This window comes from Paraburkholderia yinzeri, from assembly GCF_046581065.1.
Lineage (GTDB): Bacteria > Pseudomonadota > Gammaproteobacteria > Burkholderiales > Burkholderiaceae > Paraburkholderia.
In genome coordinates, this window is record NZ_JBFOCJ010000003.1 from 590127 (window position 1) to 606404 (window position 16278).

The 16278-nt window shown below is 66.1% G+C and carries 13 protein-coding genes; 9 read left to right on the top strand and 4 right to left on the bottom strand.

The features are described 5' to 3' along the window. Window positions 1-2 precede the first annotated feature (2 nt). From WJ542_RS29505 to WJ542_RS29540, 8 genes are all read left to right on the top strand, one after another. Window positions 3-1100 carry a BMP family ABC transporter substrate-binding protein gene (locus tag WJ542_RS29505; protein WP_411193081.1) on the top strand — a complete coding sequence of 366 codons (1098 nt, stop codon included), beginning with the start codon at window positions 3-5 and terminating at the stop codon, window positions 1098-1100. Window positions 1101-1129: 29 nt separating this feature from the next. After that, window positions 1130-2281, top strand: coding sequence for an ABC transporter permease (locus WJ542_RS29510; RefSeq protein ID WP_411193082.1), 1152 nt, complete (start codon window positions 1130-1132; stop codon window positions 2279-2281). Then, the gene (locus WJ542_RS29515) at window positions 2274-3200 is read left to right on the top strand and encodes an ABC transporter permease (protein ID WP_411193083.1); all 927 of its coding nucleotides are present in this window, start codon (window positions 2274-2276) and stop codon (window positions 3198-3200) included. The genes WJ542_RS29510 and WJ542_RS29515 overlap by 8 nt, the downstream gene beginning before the upstream one ends. A gap of 77 nt (window positions 3201-3277) precedes the next feature. Further along, window positions 3278-3970 carry a biuret amidohydrolase gene (gene biuH, locus WJ542_RS29520; RefSeq protein WP_411193084.1) on the top strand — a complete coding sequence of 231 codons (693 nt, stop codon included), beginning with the start codon at window positions 3278-3280 and terminating at the stop codon, window positions 3968-3970. Window positions 3971-3972: 2 nt separating this feature from the next. Beyond that, a complete protein-coding gene (locus tag WJ542_RS29525; RefSeq protein WP_411193085.1) occupies window positions 3973-5586 on the top strand; it encodes an ABC transporter ATP-binding protein in 1614 nt (537 codons plus the stop codon). Between the two features lie 62 nt (window positions 5587-5648). Then, complete coding sequence (locus tag WJ542_RS29530) at window positions 5649-6314, top strand: cysteine hydrolase family protein (protein ID WP_411193086.1); 666 nt, start codon at window positions 5649-5651, stop codon at window positions 6312-6314. A 2-nt stretch (window positions 6315-6316) separates the two neighbouring features. After that, the gene (gene hpxZ / locus WJ542_RS29535; protein WP_411193553.1) at window positions 6317-6715 is read left to right on the top strand and encodes an oxalurate catabolism protein HpxZ; all 399 of its coding nucleotides are present in this window, start codon (window positions 6317-6319) and stop codon (window positions 6713-6715) included. 64 nt (window positions 6716-6779) lie between these two features. Then, complete coding sequence (locus tag WJ542_RS29540; protein ID WP_411193555.1) at window positions 6780-7508, top strand: GntR family transcriptional regulator; 729 nt, start codon at window positions 6780-6782, stop codon at window positions 7506-7508. 61 nt (window positions 7509-7569) lie between these two features. Here WJ542_RS29540 and WJ542_RS29545 read toward each other — a convergent pair whose 3' ends face one another. The 3 genes from WJ542_RS29545 to WJ542_RS29555 all read right to left on the bottom strand — a co-directional run bounded on the left by WJ542_RS29545 (window position 7570) and on the right by WJ542_RS29555 (window position 14554). Further along, window positions 7570-8925 carry an MFS transporter gene (locus WJ542_RS29545; RefSeq protein WP_411193087.1) on the bottom strand — a complete coding sequence of 452 codons (1356 nt, stop codon included), beginning with the start codon at window positions 8923-8925 and terminating at the stop codon, window positions 7570-7572. A 112-nt stretch (window positions 8926-9037) separates the two neighbouring features. Next, entirely contained in the window at window positions 9038-12310 is a 3273-nt protein-coding gene (locus WJ542_RS29550; protein WP_411193557.1) for a carboxyl transferase domain-containing protein, read from the bottom strand. A 633-nt stretch (window positions 12311-12943) separates the two neighbouring features. Further along, window positions 12944-14554 (bottom strand): AMP-binding protein, encoded by a 1611-nt coding sequence (locus WJ542_RS29555; protein ID WP_411193088.1) that lies wholly within the window; start codon window positions 14552-14554, stop codon window positions 12944-12946. Window positions 14555-14710: 156 nt separating this feature from the next. Between WJ542_RS29555 and WJ542_RS29560 the strand changes: the two genes are divergently transcribed. Next, the gene (locus tag WJ542_RS29560; RefSeq protein ID WP_411193089.1) at window positions 14711-15364 is read left to right on the top strand and encodes a TetR/AcrR family transcriptional regulator; all 654 of its coding nucleotides are present in this window, start codon (window positions 14711-14713) and stop codon (window positions 15362-15364) included. 10 nt (window positions 15365-15374) lie between these two features. Here WJ542_RS29560 and WJ542_RS29565 read toward each other — a convergent pair whose 3' ends face one another. After that, window positions 15375-16277: an NAD-dependent epimerase/dehydratase family protein gene (locus tag WJ542_RS29565; RefSeq protein ID WP_411193090.1), complete on the bottom strand. Its 903-nt coding sequence runs from the start codon at window positions 16275-16277 to the stop codon at window positions 15375-15377. Window position 16278: the final 1 nt, after the last annotated feature.

The window sequence follows — 16278 nt, forward strand, 5'->3', positions numbered from 1 at the left end:
CCATGACCACACGCCGTGACTTTATGAAGAGCGCTGGCGCGCTCGCACTGGGCAGCGCGCTGCCCTTCGATCTGGCCTTCGGCGCCGAACCGCTTACCGTCGGCGTGATCTACGTTGGCTCGCGCGAGGACTACGGCTATAACCAGGCCCAGGCGCAGGCCGCGGCCGTCATCAAGAAGCTGCCCAACGTGAAGGTGGTCGAAGAAGAAAACGTGCCCGAAACCATCGCCGTGCAGAAGACGATGGAGGCGATGATCGAACAGGACGGGGCGACGCTCGTCTTCGCGACTTCGTTCGGCTACTTCGATCCGCACGTGCTGAAGATGGCCGCCCGATATCCGAAGGTGCACTTCGCGCACTGCGGCGGCCTCTGGAAACAGGGCGACCCGGCCAATATCACGAGCTACTTCGGTTATATCGACGAATGCCAGTACCTGAACGGCGTGGTGGCGGGCCATGCGAGCCAGTCGAAAAAACTCGGCTTCGTCGCGGCCAAGCCCATCCCGCAGGTGCTGCGCAACATCAACTCGTTCACGCTGGGCGCGCAGAGCGTCGACCCATCCATCACCACGCACGTGATTTTCACGGGCGACTGGTCGATGCCCGTCAAGGAAGCGGAGTCGGCGAACAGTCTCGTGGATCAGGGATGCGACGTCCTCACCTGCCACGTCGACGGGCCCAAGGTCGTGATCGAAACCGCGGAAAAGCGCGGCGTCATGAGCTGCGGCTATCACGCGAGCCAGGCCGCGCTCGCGCCCAAGGGCTACCTGACCGGTGCCGAGTGGGACTGGGCCACGCCCTACAAATTGCTCGTCGCCCAGGCCCAGGCCGGAAAGGCGCAGCCCAATATCTTGCGCGGCGGTCTGCGCGAAGGCTTCGTGAAGATGTCGCCCTACGGCGCGAAGGTGACGCCCGGCGCGCGCACGAATGCCGACGCGGTAAAGGCGAAGATGGTCGCCGGCCAATACGTCATCTTCAAGGGGCCCATGAAGGACAACAAGGGCGGCAATGCCATCACGGCCGGCACGAGCTACGCGCAAACCGACATCGCGCTCGAAAACATGAATTACCTCGTAGCCGGCGTCGTCGGCCAGATCTGAGGGCGCCCGCGCCTTCGCCAGGAGTTGCGATGTCTGCTTCCGTTTCGCCCGCTCACGGGTCGCACGGCCTCTCGCCCGGCGTGGCCCGTCTGGTGCTTGCCGTGCTGCCCGCGCTGCCGACGGCCTGTGCCGTGGTTTCCACGCTCGCGCTCTTCGGCGCCTTCCTGCTCGTGCAAGGTCAACCGGCGGCCGATGCGCTCGGCCTCATCGCCGAAGGTGCGTTCGGATCGTCGTTCGCATGGCAGAACACGCTGCTGCGCGCCGCGCCGCTCATGTTCACGGCGCTGTGCGTCGCCCTGCCCGCCCAGGTCGGGTTGATCGTGATAGGTGGCGAGGGCGCGCTCGCGCTGGGCGGTCTCGCGGCGGCCGTGATGCCGCAATGTCTGCCGCCTGCCACGCCCTGGTTCGTCGCCACGCCCCTCATGGCCATTGCCGGCATGCTCGCGGGCGGTCTATGGATTGGCGCGGTGGGTGCCCTGCGCCAGTGGCGCGGCGTGAACGAGACCATCAGCAGCCTCTTGATGTCGTACATCGCGATCGCCGTTTTCAAGTTCCTCGTGGAAGGACCGCTGCGCGATCCTGCGAGCCTGAACAAGCCCTCGACGCTGCCGATTCCCGATGCCATGTCCGTCGGCTCGCTGCCCGGACTCGACGTGCACTGGGGCCTCTTCTGGGGTGTGCTCGCCTGCCTGGCCGCCTGGGTGCTCGTGCGTCAAAGCACGCTGGGCTTTGCGATGCGCGTGGCCGGCGGCAACGTGCGGGCGGCGCGTCTCGTCGGCCTGCCCGTGAGCGGGCTCGCCCTCGCGGCCTGCGCGATGGGTGGGGCATCCGCGGGACTCGCCGGCATGTTCGAGGTCGCCGCCGTGCAGGGCAGCGCCAACGCCTCGCTGCTTTCGGGCTATGGCTATGCGGGCATTCTCGTGGCCTTCGCGGCGCGCCAGAACCCGCTGGCGGTGATCGTCTGCGCCATGCTGATCGGCGGCATCGAGTCGAGCGGCAGCCTGCTGCAGCGCCGCCTCGATCTGCCCGACGCCGCCACGCTCGTGCTGCAAGGCCTGCTGTTCGCGAACCTGCTGGCCTGGGAGGCGCTCAGCCCTCGCCTCGCGCAGTGGCGCGTCAGGCTGCAGGCCGATTCTCTGCCGGTTTCCGCCATTTCGCCGGAGCGCGCTCACCATGCCTGATCTTCACTCGCCCGCGGCCGTGCTGCTGCTTTCGCTCTTCGCCGGCGCCATACGCGTTAGCACCCCTTACCTGTTTGTGAGCCTGGGCGAATGCCTCACGGAAAAGGGCGGCCGCGTCAATCTCGGCCTCGAAGGCATCCTCGTGTCCGGCGCGATGTGCGGCTACGCGGCGTCGTATCTCTCGGGTTCGCCGTGGATAGGCGTGCTTGGCGCCGCGCTCGCGGGACTCGTGCTCGGCGGCCTGCATGGACTCGTCTGCTCGCTGCCGCGCGTCTCGGATATCGCGTTCGGCATTGCGATGATGCTGTTCGGCACCGGCCTCGCGTTTTACGTTGGCAAACCGTTCATCGAACCGCAGGCGCCGATGCTGCCGTCTATCGATCTCGGCGCCTGGTCTTCGTCGCCGCAGTTGCACAATGCGCTGCACGTCAATCTGTTATTCGTCATCGGCATAGCACTGGCGTTCGCTCTGCAGTGGGGCCTGCGCTCGACGCGCTGGGGCATGACGCTGCGGCTCGTCGGGGAGAACGCCGAAAGCGCTCGCGCGATGGGCTATCCGGTCACGCGCGTGCGCGTGATTGCAACCGCCGTGGGCGGACTGTTCGCGGGTGTGGGCGGTGCGTATCTCTCGCTCGTCTATCCCGGTAGCTGGAACGAAGGGTTGTCGAGCGGCCAGGGCCTCATGGCCGTCGCGCTCGTGATCTTCGCGCGCTGGCAGCCGCTGCGCTGCCTGTGGGCCGCGCTGCTGTTCGGCGCCGCGGGCGCGCTCGGTCCCGCGCTGCAGGCCATCGGCGTGACGACCGGCTACTACCTGTTCAACGCGGCGCCTTATGTGCTGACGCTTGCGCTCATGATCGCGAACTGCCGCCCCGACCGCACGCTCGCGGGAGCGCCCGGCGAACTGAGTCTCACGCGATAAGCGCAAATTAATCAATATGGATACCTGATCGAAATCGCAACGCGCCCGCTTCCCGGGCACGTGCCCCGGAGAATCCCATGACCCGCTACATCGAAGCCCGCCCCTACCCCTGGCCCTACGACGGCAACCTGCGTCCCGACAACACGGCGCTCATCATCGTCGACATGCAGACCGATTTCTGCGGCTACGGCGGCTACGTCGACAAGATGGGCTACGACCTCTCGCTCACGCGCGCCCCGATCGAGCCGATCAAGCGTGTGCTCGGGCTCATGCGCGAGCTCGGCTTCACCGTCATCCACACGCGCGAGGGACATCGTCCGGACCTCTCCGACCTGCCCGCGAACAAGCGTTGGCGCAGCCGCCAGGCGGGCACGAACGGCATCGGTATCGGCGACGATGGGCCTTGCGGACGCATTCTCGTGCGCGGCGAGCCGGGCTGGGAAATCATCGACGAACTCGCGCCGCTACGCGGAGAAATCGTCATCGACAAGCCCGGCAAGGGCTCCTTTTGTGCGACCGATCTCGAACTGATCCTGCGCACGCGCGGCATCGCCAATCTCGTGCTCACCGGCATCACGACCGACGTGTGCGTCCATACGACGATGCGCGAGGCCAACGACCGCGGGTTCGAATGCACCGTGCTGGCCGACTGCTGCGGCGCCACCGACCAGGGCAACCACGACGCCGCGCTCAACATGATCCTCATGCAGGGCGGCGTGTTCGGCACCGTGTCCGATTCGGCGGCGTTCGCTGCCGCGCTGGAGCGCTGATCATGGCCACCGCCATGCGTGCGCTCGGCATCGAGGTGATCGGTGCAGGCAAGTCGTTCGGCGCGTTTCGCGCGCTCGACGACGTTTCGCTTAAGGTGGCGCCCGGAACCGTTCACGCGCTTCTCGGCGAGAACGGCGCGGGCAAGAGCACGCTCGTGAAGGGGCTTGTGGGCTACGGCGTGCTCGACCACGGCGCGATACTGGCCGATGGGCGCGAGGTGCGCATCGCCTCGCCGCGCGACGCGCAGGCGCTGGGTATCGGCATGGTCTACCAGCATTTCACGCTGGCGGCGGGTCTTTCCGTGGAGGAGAACCTGTTGCTTGCGCGCGGCAGCCTGCCGTGGCGGATCGACTGGACTGCCGAACGCGCGGGGCTCGCGGCGTTCATGCGCCGCATGCCGTTTCGCATCGCACTGGATGCGCCGGTCTCGTCGCTTGCCGCGGGAGAGAAACAGAAGCTCGAAATTCTCAAACAACTGTATTTGCAGCAACGCTTCCTGATCCTCGACGAGCCCACCTCCGTGCTCACCCCGCAGGAGGCCGACGAGGTGCTCGGCCTGATGCGTACGCTGGCTTCGCGCGGCGACCTCACGGTGCTGATGATCACGCACAAGTTCCGCGAGGTGATGGCCTATGCCGACGACGTGACGGTGCTGCGCAAGGGCCGCTTCGTCGGCGCCTGCGCGGTGGCCGATACCGACCGCGATCGGCTGGCGGCGTGGATGATGGGCACCGAAGCGAGCGCCGAAGCGCGTGCAGGCGCTGCCGAAGACGCCGGCAAACTGCGGCCCGCGCGGCCGCCCTGCCCGGCCGATGCGCCCGTGCGGCTCGCACTCTCGAATCTCTCGATCGTCGACGACCGCGGCCACGCGGCCGTGCGCGAAGCGACGCTCGAAGTGCGGGCAGGCGAAATTCTCGGACTTGCCGGCGTGTCGGGCAACGGCCAGAAGGAGCTGATCGAGGCGCTCGTGGGCCAGCGCAAGGTCCGGTCGGGCGAGATGACCGTGGAAGGCGCGCCCTATGCAGCGACGCGCGAAGCGATGACGCGCCTGCGCGTGTTCGCGCTGCCCGAGGAGCCGCTGCGCAATGCCTGCGTGGCAGGCATGAGCGTGGCCGAGAACATGGCCCTGCGAGATTTCGATCGTATCCCGCTGCGCCGCGGCGGCTGGTGGCTCGACCGCCGCGCCATGCGTGTGCGCGTCGGGCGGCTGATCGCCGAGTTCAACGTCAGGCCACCGCAAACGGAGCGCGCCATCGGCACGCTGTCCGGCGGCAACGTGCAGCGCGCCGTGCTGGCGCGCGAGTTGGGGCAGCCCGTGAACGTGCTGATCGTCGCGAATCCGGTCTTCGGTCTCGACTTCGCTTCGGTCGCGGATATTCACTCACGCATCCTGGCCGCGCGCGATACCGGCGCGGCCGTGCTGCTCGTGAGCGAAGACCTGGACGAACTGCTGGAACTGGCCGACCGCATCGTCGTGATGGCCGAAGGGCGGCTCGTGTACGAGACGGCCGCCAGCGAGGCCGACCGCGTGGCGCTCGGACGTCACATGGCCGGCCACGGCGACGAAAGCGCGCCGCCGGTGGCCGAACCCGCGGTGCTGCATGCCGGCGCATGAACCAGGCAGAGGCCAGGCAAGGATGCGATGAAGTACCCGCCAAAAGAAGGAGAAAGTCCACGATGACCACCGTTGCACGGGCGAAGCCCGCACCGTTCACTTTCGACGCGCGCCATACCGCGCTCATCGTCATCGACATGCAGCGCGACTTCATCGAGCCGGGCGGCTTCGGCGAGGCGCTCGGCAACGACGTTTCCCTGCTGGCCGGCATTGTGCCGGCGGTAGCGCGACTGCTGGCGCACGCGCGGGCAGCGGGCTGGCAAATCGTGCACACGCGCGAGTCGCACGCCCCCGATCTCTCCGATTGCCCGCCGGCCAAGCGGCTGCGCGGCACGCCGAATGCACGCATCGGCGATCGGGGGCCGATGGGCCGCATCCTGATTCGCGGCGAACCCGGCAACGCGATCGTCGATGCGCTCGCCCCGCTCGAAGGCGAACTCGTGATCGACAAACCCGGCAAAGGCGCGTTCTACGCCACGCGCCTTGGCGAAGAGCTCGCCATGCGCGGCATCACGCACCTCGTGTTTGCCGGCGTGACAACCGAAGTCTGCGTGCAAACGTCGATGCGCGAAGCCAACGACCGAGGCTACGAATGCCTGCTGATCGAAGACGCGACAGCGAGCTACATTCCCGCGTTTCGCGACGCGACCCTCGCGATGATTCACTCGCAAGGCGGCATCGTCGGCTGGACGGCGCCGCTCGACGCCCTGCTGGAGGCAGCCCGATGACAATGGAATTAAACCGCCCCGCCATCGTCGCGGAGGTGGCGGCAGCCTTCGAGGCATACGAGCGCGCGCTCGTCGACAATGACGTCGCAACGATGAACGCGCTGTTCTGGGACGCGCCCGAAACGGTGCGCTACGGCATTGCGGAGATCCAGCACGGCGGCGAGGCGATCCGCCGCTGGCGCGAAAGCTGCGCGCCGGTGCCGCGCTCGCGGCGTCTCCGTCGCACCGTGGTGACCACATTCGGCAATGACTTCGCAACCGTGAGCACCGAATTCACGAGCGACGCCACACCGCTGACGGGCCGCCAGATGCAAACCTGGGCCCGCATCGGCGCTGCCGACCGGACCTTCGGCGGCTGGACGATCGTGGCAGCGCACGTCAGCCTGATCGAACCGGTCTGAAGGGCGGATAATCACAGGCGTACCGATGCGACGCACACCCCTCGACACCGACGAAACCCGACTCATGGACGACATGCGCGAAGCGACTGCCGAAGCCTCCGGGGCCAAGGCGGCCTATAGCGTGAACCCGCTTGCGGAACAGGTGTACCTGCGGCTCAAGCAGGACATCTTCAGCTTCCGGCTGTTTCCGGGCGACCGCTTTTCCGAAAACGACATCGCACAGCACTACGGCGTGTCGCGCACGCCCATGCGCGATGCGCTATTCCGGCTGCTGCGCGAGGGCTATCTCGAAGTGGGTTTCCGGCGCGGCTGGAAGGTCTGCGACATCGACTTCGACCAGCTCGACCAGCTTTACGACCTGCGTATCGTGCTCGAACTCGCGGCCATCGAACGGCTTTCGACGGCGCCGCACGATTCGATGGAAGCATTGCGGGCCATATGGTGCGTCGACGCTGCGCAGCGCGAGAGCGATCCGGCCGCGATGTTCGTGCTGGACGAGAATTTCCATCGCGGGCTGGTTGGCGCGGCCGGCAACACCGAGATGCTGCGGGTGCATAATGAAGTGACCGAGCGCATCCGCATCGTGCGGCGGCTCGATTTTCTCAAGGCGCACCGCACGAATGCGACCTACGACGAGCACTCGGCCATGCTCAACCTGATCGACCGGGGCAAGTTCGGCGAGGCCAGCCTTCTGCTACGCGCTCACATTACGCAGAGCAAACTGGAAGTGCGCAAGATCACGCTGTCGATGCTCGCGACCGCGCGCGACATGAAGCTGCCGTTCGTGAGCTGACAACGGCGGCGCGCCACTCGCCCAGGCGCGACGCCTTGAAGGACCACCAGACAGCGCGTCGTCACGCGCCCCGCGGCAGACGAACGTCGTCGCTCTCACCCGCCGCGCGTGCCGGCACCCTCATCATCAGCCACACCACCGCGACGAGATAAATCGCGATCATGAAATAGAGGCTCGTCATCGGTTTGCCGGTGTTTTCGACGATTCGTCCGGTAATGACCGGCGCCACCGCCGAGCCGAGATTGCCGAAGCAACTGATCATGGCAATGCCCGCAGCGGCGTCGCGCTTCGGCAGCCGCTCCGTGGCCAGGGCGAACAGCATCGCGGCATTGACGATCGTGCCCGGCACGGCGGCGGTGAGCCCAATCAGTTGCGTGGCGACATGCCCTTGCGCCAGCAGGATCACGGCCGCGCCGGGAGCCGAGATCAGAATGGAGAGCGCGAAGTGCCAGCGACGCTCATGGAAGTGGTCCGAGCTGCTGCCGAACGCCATGAGGGCCAGCACGGTCACGACATAAGGAATGACCGTGCAGAGACCGACCACGAACGGGTCCGGAATCCCCCAGCTCTTGACGATGCTCGGCAACATGAAGGCCAGCGTGTAGCTTCCGCCAAGCGTCAGGAAGTAGGTGACGGTGAATACCCAAACCAGCGGATCGCGGAGCACGCGCAGCGCCGAACCGTGCGCCGGCTGCGCGGCGTGCTCGCGGTCCGCGTCGAGCAATTCGCGCAGCCGCTGCTTCTGCTCCAGCGAAAGCCACGGCGCCTGCTCGGGACGATCGATCAGGAATACGAAGATCAGCACACCGAGTATCGATGCCGGCACGCCATGCACCACGAACATCCACTGCCAGCCCTGCAAGCCGCCGGCTCCGTCGAGGAATTTCAGCACCGCCCCCGAAGTCGGACCGGCCAGGATGCCCGCAATCGGCATCGCGATCATGAACTTCGAAATGATGCGCCCACGCCGCGCGCCAGGAAACCAGTACGTGAGGTACAGCATCACGCCGGGAAAGAAGCCTGCCTCGAACGAGCCGAGCACGAAGCGCACGACGTAGAACTGCAGCGGCGTGCGCACGAACATCAGCGCGCTCTCCGCAATGCCCCAGCAGAACATGATGCGCAGCAGCGTCTTGCGTGCGCCGATCCGGTCGAGCATCAGATTGCTCGGGATCTCGAACATCAGATAGCCGATGAAGAAAATCCCCGCGCCGATGCCGAACACCGTATCGCCCCATTCCAGCCGCTGCGCCATCTGCAGCTTCGCGAAGCCGATGTTGATGCGGTCGACGTAGTTCACGCCATACGCGAGAAACAGCCACGGCATCAGCCGCCAGACGATTGTCGAAAACATCGCCTTGTCGGCCGCCGATCCGGAAACTGTCTCGTTCGGTGCGGGCGCTGCCACTGATGTCATTGCACACTCCTGAATAGAAGTTCGACGCAACGAAACCGAATATACCAATCAGTACAATGTTTATACTACTTGGTACAAACCTCAGGTGGTCCTGCGGAGGCGCATTACCCGATTACCACGTGTCGACGAACGGCATGATCTGCTCGTCAACCTTCGTCGACGCGAGCCCGCGCACGAGCCACGCGCGCGTTTCGGCCGGATCCACGACCGCGTCGATTTCGAGCGTCGCCCCCATGCTCAGCGCCGCGCCGCGCTCGTACTGGCGCGCGAGCAGCTTGTCGAACAGCGCGTCGCGTTCGGGGCCGGCCGGCAGGGCCTCCAGCTCCTTGCGGTAACCCAGCCTGACCGCGCCTTCGAGCCCCATCCCGCCGAACTCGCCGGTCGGCCAGCTGATCGTGAATACGGCCCCGTGGAAGCCACCGGCCGTCATCCCCATCGCACCGAGCCCGTAGCCCTTGCGCAGCACCACCGCGAACACGGGCACGCGCAGATGCGCCCCGGTCACGAACAACCGGCTCACGTGCCGAACCTGCGCGGTCGTCTCGACGTCCGGGCCGACCATGAAGCCCGGCGTGTCGACGAGACTCACGATCGGCAGTCCGTAGAGATTGCACAGCTGCAGGAAGCGCGCCGCCTTGTCCGCCGCGTCCGCGTCGATTGCGCCGCCGAGATGCAGCGGATTATTGGCGATCAGCCCGACCGGGCGGCCCTCGATGCGCGCGAGCGCGGTATGGATCCCGGTGCCGAAGCCCGCGCGCAGCATCAGCAGGCTCTCTTCGTCGACGAGTCCCGTCATTGCCGCGCGCGTATCGTAGACGCGCAGCCGGTTCTCGGGCACCACATGACGCAGCCCGACCGGATCGGGCGCGCGCCAGTCCTTCATCGCGCCCTGAAAGAAGGCCAGATAGCGGCGCGCGACGCCCACCGCCTCGCGTTCGTCGTCCACCAGCACGTCGATCACACCGTTCGCGTGCTGCACATGGCTGGGCCCGATCTGCTCCGGCGTGTAGGCGCCGAGTCCCCCGCCTTCGATCATCGCGGGGCCGCCCATGCCGATGTTGCTGTTGCGCGTGGCGATAATGACGTCACTGCAGCCGAGCAACGCCGCGTTGCCGGCGAAGCAGCGGCCCGCAGCGATACCCACCACCGGCACCTGGCCCGAGAGCACCGCATAGCTCGCGAAGGTGCCGACGTCGAGTCCGGGACCGCGCAACGACTCGTCGCCCGGCCGGCCGCCGCCGCCTTCGGCAAACAGGACAACCGGCAGCTTCTGTTTGAGCGACAGTTCGAGCAGCCGGTCGGTCTTCGCATGATTGAAAAAGCCCTGCGTGCCGGCCAGCACGGTCGCGTCGTACGACATCACCGTCGTGCGGGCGCGTTCCGCGCCGAACAGGGCGCCGTTCACGCCGCCGATTCCGGTGACGATGCCGTCGGCCGGCGTGTTCGCGATCAGGTCGTCGAGCGTGCGGCGGCTGCGCTGCGCGGCAATCGCGAGCGCACCGTATTCGATGAAGCTGCCTTCGTCGCACAGATCCGCGATGTTCTCGCGCGCCGTGCGGCCGCCGCGCGCACGGCGCTTCGCGATCGCTTCCGAACGCGCGGCGTCGAGCGTCAACGCGTGCCGGTCGATCACCTTCTGCAGATCGGCGCGGATGCAGTCCGGATCGCGCGCCGCCTCGGCCGATACCGTTTCCACTGCGGCCGCGTCGACCGGCTCCAGCACCAGCACCGCCTGCCCCTGTGCGAGATAGTTGCCGGGCGCGGCGAGAATCGACATCACGCGGCCCGCGTGAGGCGCCTGCAGCAGATGCTCCATCTTCATCGATTCGAGCACGCCAAGCTCCGCACCGGCCGCCACCACGTCGCCTTCGGAAACGGAAAGCTGCACGACGCGCGCCGGCATCGGCGCGAGCACCGCGTGTTCGGGCGCAGCCGGATGCGCCTCCTGCGATGCGCCGGCCGGAACGCGGGTGCCGTCATCCGTGGGATCCGCATATTCGCGCGCCGCGTCCACCAGCGCCGGCAGCACCGCTTCGAGCCAGCGCGTGTGAATCTGCTGGCTCGCCATCTCCGGCCGGGCGGCCAGCGCGCGCAGCAGCGGCAGGTTGGTCGCGACACCCGCGATGCGGAACTCCGCGAGCGCGCGCAGCGAGCGGCGCAGCGCCGCGTCGAACGACGCGCCGCGCGTATGGACGATCAACTTCGCGAGCAGCGTGTCGTAATGCGGCGAAGGCGAACCGCCCGCGACGCCGTGCGTATCGACGCGAATGCCCGGTCCGGCCGGCAGATCGAAACGCGTGAGCCTGCCGCTGCCCGGCTGCGCCTGACCCTGTGCGTCGAGCGTTTCCGCATTGATGCGCCACTGGATCGCGAAGCCGCGCGGCGCAGGCGGCGCGCCGGGATCGAGGCCGAGATCGGCCAGCCGCTCGCCGGCCGCAATGGCGATCTGCGTCTGCACCAGATCGACGCCCGCTACTTCCTCGGTGATCGTGTGCTCGACCTGCAACCGTGGATTGGCCTCGATGAACACGTAGGGCAGATCGTCTGAGCTTTCGTCGACCAGGAACTCGAACGTCCCCAGCCCCATGTAGCGAACCTCGCGCGCCATGCCAACCGCGTCGGCGACGATGCTCTGCCTTAGCGCGTCGGTCAGCGAGGGACTCGGCGCAATTTCGACAAGCTTCTGGAAGCGCCTTTGCAGCGTGCATTCGCGCTCGCCGAGCGAGAGCACCGCGTGGCCGTCGCCGACGAGCTGGATCTCGATATGGCGCGCGCCGGTCATCAGCCGCTCGACATAGACACCGTCCACGCCGAATGCCGCCTTCGCCTCGCTGCGGCAGCGCTCGTAGGCGGCCGGCAGATCGTCGATCGACGTGACCGCGCGCATTCCGCGCCCGCCGCCACCGCCGATCGCCTTGATCATGACGCTGCCGCCGCGCTGCGCGGCAAAGAACGCCTGCGCTTCTTCGAGCGTGACTGCCTGCTGGCTGCCCGGCATCACCGGCACGCCGCAGCGCTGCGCGAGCGCGCGCGAGTGGGCCTTGTCGCCGAACAGCGCGAGTTGCTCGGGCATGGGGCCGATGAAGCGCAAACCCGCTTGCGCGCACGCGGCGGCAAAATCGGCGCGCTCGCTCAGGAAGCCGTAGCCGGGATGCACGGCGTCGCAACCGTGCTCGCGGGCGATGGCGATCAGCCGCGCGGCGTCCAGATACGCGGCTGGCCCCACCGCGCCTAGCGCGGCGGACTCGTCGGCCGCCCGCACGTGCGGTGCCTCGGCGTCGTCGTCCGCGTAGACGGCGACGCTCGCGATGGCCAGTTCGCGCAATGCACGCACGATCCGCAGGGCGACCTCGCCGCGGTTCGCAATAAGGACTTTGTTGAACAGGGTTCGAGTCATGACAGCGGAATCAATGGGGAGGAAACGGTTAGTGAGTGTTTTGAAATTCGATTTCTGGATTTTTTTTCGTGGGTTTAGTTAGTTAGCCTTTCCTTGTGTTCGTGGTGGTTTGCCAGGGTTGCCCCTGTGCGGGGCGGCACCTACTTTCTTTGCCGCGGCAAAGAAAGTAGGCAAAGAAAGCCGCTCACCCCGCTAATGTCAGCCACCATTCACCCCGCACCACAATAGCCAGTGGCTCCGGAGCGTCTGTCACCCCGCACCCTCCACGTTAGTGACAAAGGGCTCATACCTCCTGCTGCGCGCTACGCGCGCCGCAGACAGGTCTGCAAGGGAAACCGGCCTTGCTGCGGAGCATTTCGGTGTACGTACCGCTGGTTTAAGTTATGCCCTTCGGCGCGCGCAGCGCCGCCGGAAGGATGAGCGCCTTGTCACTCCGGCTAACGACGAGTGATGGCAGACGCCCCGGAACCACTACCATAGTGGGCGAGTGGCGGACGGCGTCACACTGGCGGGGTGAGCGGCTTTCTTTGCCTACTTTCTTTGCCGCGGCAAAGAAAGTAGGTGCCGCCCCGCACAGGGGCAACCCTGGCAAACCACCACGAACACAAGGAAACGCAAATCTCAAACAAGCTCCTTGAGCATGCGCCGCAGCACCTTACCGGAACCGGTCGTAGGCAGCGCGTCGATAAAGCGCACCTCACGCGGCACCTTGTAAGCCGCCATATTCTCGCGCGCCCACGCCACGAGCGCCTCGGCCGTGAGCCCAGTGCCCGGCTTGATGACGATGAACGCGCAGACCACCTCGCCCTTCTCCGGGTCCGGCTTCGCGATCACCGCTGCCTGCGCGACGGCCGGATGCTTGATCAGGATGACCTCGACTTCCTCGGGGAACACGCTGTAACCCGACACCTTGATCATTTCCTTGAAGCGGCCGAGAAAGGTCAGATAACCGTCGGCATCGAAACGGCCCATGTCGCCCGTATGGACCCAGCCGTCGCGCAGTGTCGCGGCGGTCGCTTCGGGCTTGTTCAGGTAGCCCCGGAAATTGCCGGGCCCGCGAATCGCGATCTCGCCCGACTCACCGGCCGGCAGCGTGGCGCCCGTCGCGGGATCGACGATGCGGATCTCGTTGCCCGGCAACGGCTTGCCGTGCGTGCCCCAGCGAATCGCATCGGGCGGCATGGCGGTGTCGCACGTATGCGTTTCGCTGAGCCCGTACGCGGCCTCGGCGGAGATGCAGTTCGGCGTGAATTCGTGCCACTGGTCCGCCAGCGCCTCGGTATACGCGATGCCGAAGCTCGTCACCGGATTGCGGCGCAATGCGCTCCAGTCGCGCTGGCGCGCGTCGGGCAACTGCATGAGCGCAACGTTCATCGGAGCGATGCTGTACCACCACGTGATGCGATAGCGTTCGAGCGCGAGCGCGACGGCAACCGGATCGAAGCGATACATCAGCACCGAAGTCGCGCCGGTGCAGACCGGCGCGTAGACGCCATTGTTCATGCCGGCGATATGGTAGAGTGGCGCGACCGCGAGCATCACGTCGTCGGGCCCGGTTTCGTTGATCTTCGCCGCGGACGAAATCTTGTACACCGTGCTGCCGTGGGTCAGCATCGCGCCCTTCGGCAAGCCGGTCGAGCCGGACGTATAGGTCATCAGCGCGAGGTCGTCGAGACCCACATCCACCGGCGTCGGCCGCGCGCCGGAGCGGGCCGACTCGAGAAAATCCTCACAGCCGGCCGGCACAGGCGCCGCCCGCGCACGCATTTCGAGCAACTCGGCAAGCACCGGAATCTCGGGTTCGTCAGGCAGCAGATCGCCGTAGCGGACAACGAATACATGCTGCAACTGCGTCTGGCTGCGCACCTTGTCGACGATCGGCAACAGCACGTCGGCCGCGACGATCACGCGCGCGTGCAGGTCGCCAAGCTGATACGCGAGTTCATGTTCCTTGTTCAGCGGCCCGCACGGGCAAACGACAGCGCCGATTTTCTGGATCCCATAATGCGCCACCAGGTACTGCGGGCAGTTGTTCATGTACAGCGCGACCGGTTCCCCCTTCTTCACGCCGAGCGCCTGCATCCGGGCCGCGAACGCGTCGCTCATCGCGTCGAGTTCGGCCCACGTAATCGTTCGCCCGTACCAGATCTGCGCCGCGCGCGACGGCATCGTGCGCGCATGATGGCGCAGGGTTTCGTGCAACGGCTGGGCTTGCGGGGCGGCATCGGCCATCGGGTCGTCTCCAGTGTCGACCGGGGTGAGCGCTTCAGCGCCTTACTCCGATCCCATACAATTGGACAGTCGTGTGCCGGGACAGGCGCCAGCCCATACCGGCCGTAGCAGCGCCCTTAATATATACCAACCAGTATCACTCTTATACTAGTCAGTATGAAAAAAAAGCCGACCCTGCCCGCGAAATCGGGCCGCCAGCGTATCGCGACGCACGGTACGGACGATAAGCGCGAGCGGATTCTCGATGCCGCGGAGCGGCTTTTCGCCGCGCAGGGCTATGCGAGCACGACCATGGACCAGATCGTCCAGGCACTCGGCGTGACCAAACCATTCGTCTATTATTACTTCGGCAGCAAGCAGGAAATCTTCGAAACGCTGTCGTGGCGGCCGGCCGTCGCCTGCTTCACGGTGCTGGATTTCCCCGATGACGACCCTCGCCCCGCACACCAGAAGGTGGTCGCCGGGATCGAGCAGTTGATCCGCGCAACGATCGAGCACTACCCGAGTTCGTTTTTTCCGGCGCGCGAACGGCAGGCTTACCGCCCCGAGTACCTGGAGAAGCAGCATCAGCTCGCCGAACATTTCTATGCGCGCCTGTGCGCGCTGCTCGAACAGGGCCGCGACGAGGGTTGGTTCGATTTCAACGAAACGCGTATCACCGCGCAGGCCGCATGCAGTGTGTCGGGCTTTCTGTACACCTGGTACAAGCCCGAAGGACGGCTCGACGTCGACACCATCGTCGCCGAACTGGTGGAGATAGCATGCCGCGCGCTCGGTCTGCGGAAAACGCGGCGCAAAGCGGCATGCTGAGATCAAACGCCTACCCGCTGAAGCGCGCCGCCTCGTCCCGCCAATAGTGTTGCTGCTGCCAGCCGAGCAGACGCTTGAGCTTCTCGTTGCTGAGCAACGTTTCGAACTCGCCGAGCGTCTTCTTGACCGGCACGCCGGGATAGTAGCGTTCCAGCAGCGTCTGCGTGGGCACGTCGGAAGAGACGTCGTCCGCGGCAATATTCATGATCTCGAAGCCGAGCCCGTCTGTTTCGATCGCGAGGCGACATGCCTGAGCGAGATCGCGCCCGTCGATATAGCTCCACGCGATCCGCTTGCGCAAGCCTGGATCCTTGAGCCACGTGGCGAACTTCGCATAGTCGTCGGGTTCGAGCACGTTGCCGATACGAAAGCAGTAGATATCCGAACCGGTCCGCGTCTGAAATGCCTTCGCGGTGACTTCGTTGACCACTTTCGACGTCGCGTAGCTGTCCATCGGGTTCACCGGATACGCTTCGTCGAGCGGGAAGTACTCGGGGTCGCGATGCCGGTGCGCGAACACCACGCCGTAAGTCGTCTCGCTCGACGCCACGATCACCTTGCGGATCCCCAGCTTCGAGGCGGCGTCGAGAATGTTGTACGTGCCCATCACGTTGATCCGGTAGACCTCGTTGTCGGTCGTAATCATGATGCGCGGAATGGCGGCCAGGTGAACGACCGCGTCGATCGGCTTCGGCTCCAGGTCTTCGGCGAACTCCACCGCCGCCGTGCTGGAGGCGAGCGCGTTGAACACCTGGCCGGCGTCCGTGATGTCCGCGATCAGCGTGCGCGCGGTTCGCTGCGCCATGGGCACACGGTCCAGATTCAGCACCTCGTAGCCGTGCCCGACAAGGTCTTGCACTACCCACTTTCCGGCAAGGCCGCTGCCGCCGGTCACAATCACTCTCTTCGTCATC

Coding starts and splice junctions, on each gene's coding strand:
- WJ542_RS29515 (WP_411193083.1), top strand. CDS start 2,274: ATGCCTGATCTTCACTCGCCCGCGGCCGTGCTGCTGCTTTCGCTCTTC.
- biuH (WP_411193084.1), top strand. CDS start 3,278: ATGACCCGCTACATCGAAGCCCGCCCCTACCCCTGGCCCTACGACGGC.
- WJ542_RS29540 (WP_411193555.1), top strand. CDS start 6,780: ATGGACGACATGCGCGAAGCGACTGCCGAAGCCTCCGGGGCCAAGGCG.
- WJ542_RS29545 (WP_411193087.1), bottom strand. CDS start 8,925: ATGACATCAGTGGCAGCGCCCGCACCGAACGAGACAGTTTCCGGATCG.
- WJ542_RS29565 (WP_411193090.1), bottom strand. CDS start 16,277: ATGACGAAGAGAGTGATTGTGACCGGCGGCAGCGGCCTTGCCGGAAAG.
- WJ542_RS29525 (WP_411193085.1), top strand. CDS start 3,973: ATGGCCACCGCCATGCGTGCGCTCGGCATCGAGGTGATCGGTGCAGGC.
- WJ542_RS29530 (WP_411193086.1), top strand. CDS start 5,649: ATGACCACCGTTGCACGGGCGAAGCCCGCACCGTTCACTTTCGACGCG.
- WJ542_RS29555 (WP_411193088.1), bottom strand. CDS start 14,554: ATGGCCGATGCCGCCCCGCAAGCCCAGCCGTTGCACGAAACCCTGCGC.
- WJ542_RS29505 (WP_411193081.1), top strand. CDS start 3: ATGACCACACGCCGTGACTTTATGAAGAGCGCTGGCGCGCTCGCACTG.
- hpxZ (WP_411193553.1), top strand. CDS start 6,317: ATGGAATTAAACCGCCCCGCCATCGTCGCGGAGGTGGCGGCAGCCTTC.
- WJ542_RS29560 (WP_411193089.1), top strand. CDS start 14,711: ATGAAAAAAAAGCCGACCCTGCCCGCGAAATCGGGCCGCCAGCGTATC.
- WJ542_RS29510 (WP_411193082.1), top strand. CDS start 1,130: ATGTCTGCTTCCGTTTCGCCCGCTCACGGGTCGCACGGCCTCTCGCCC.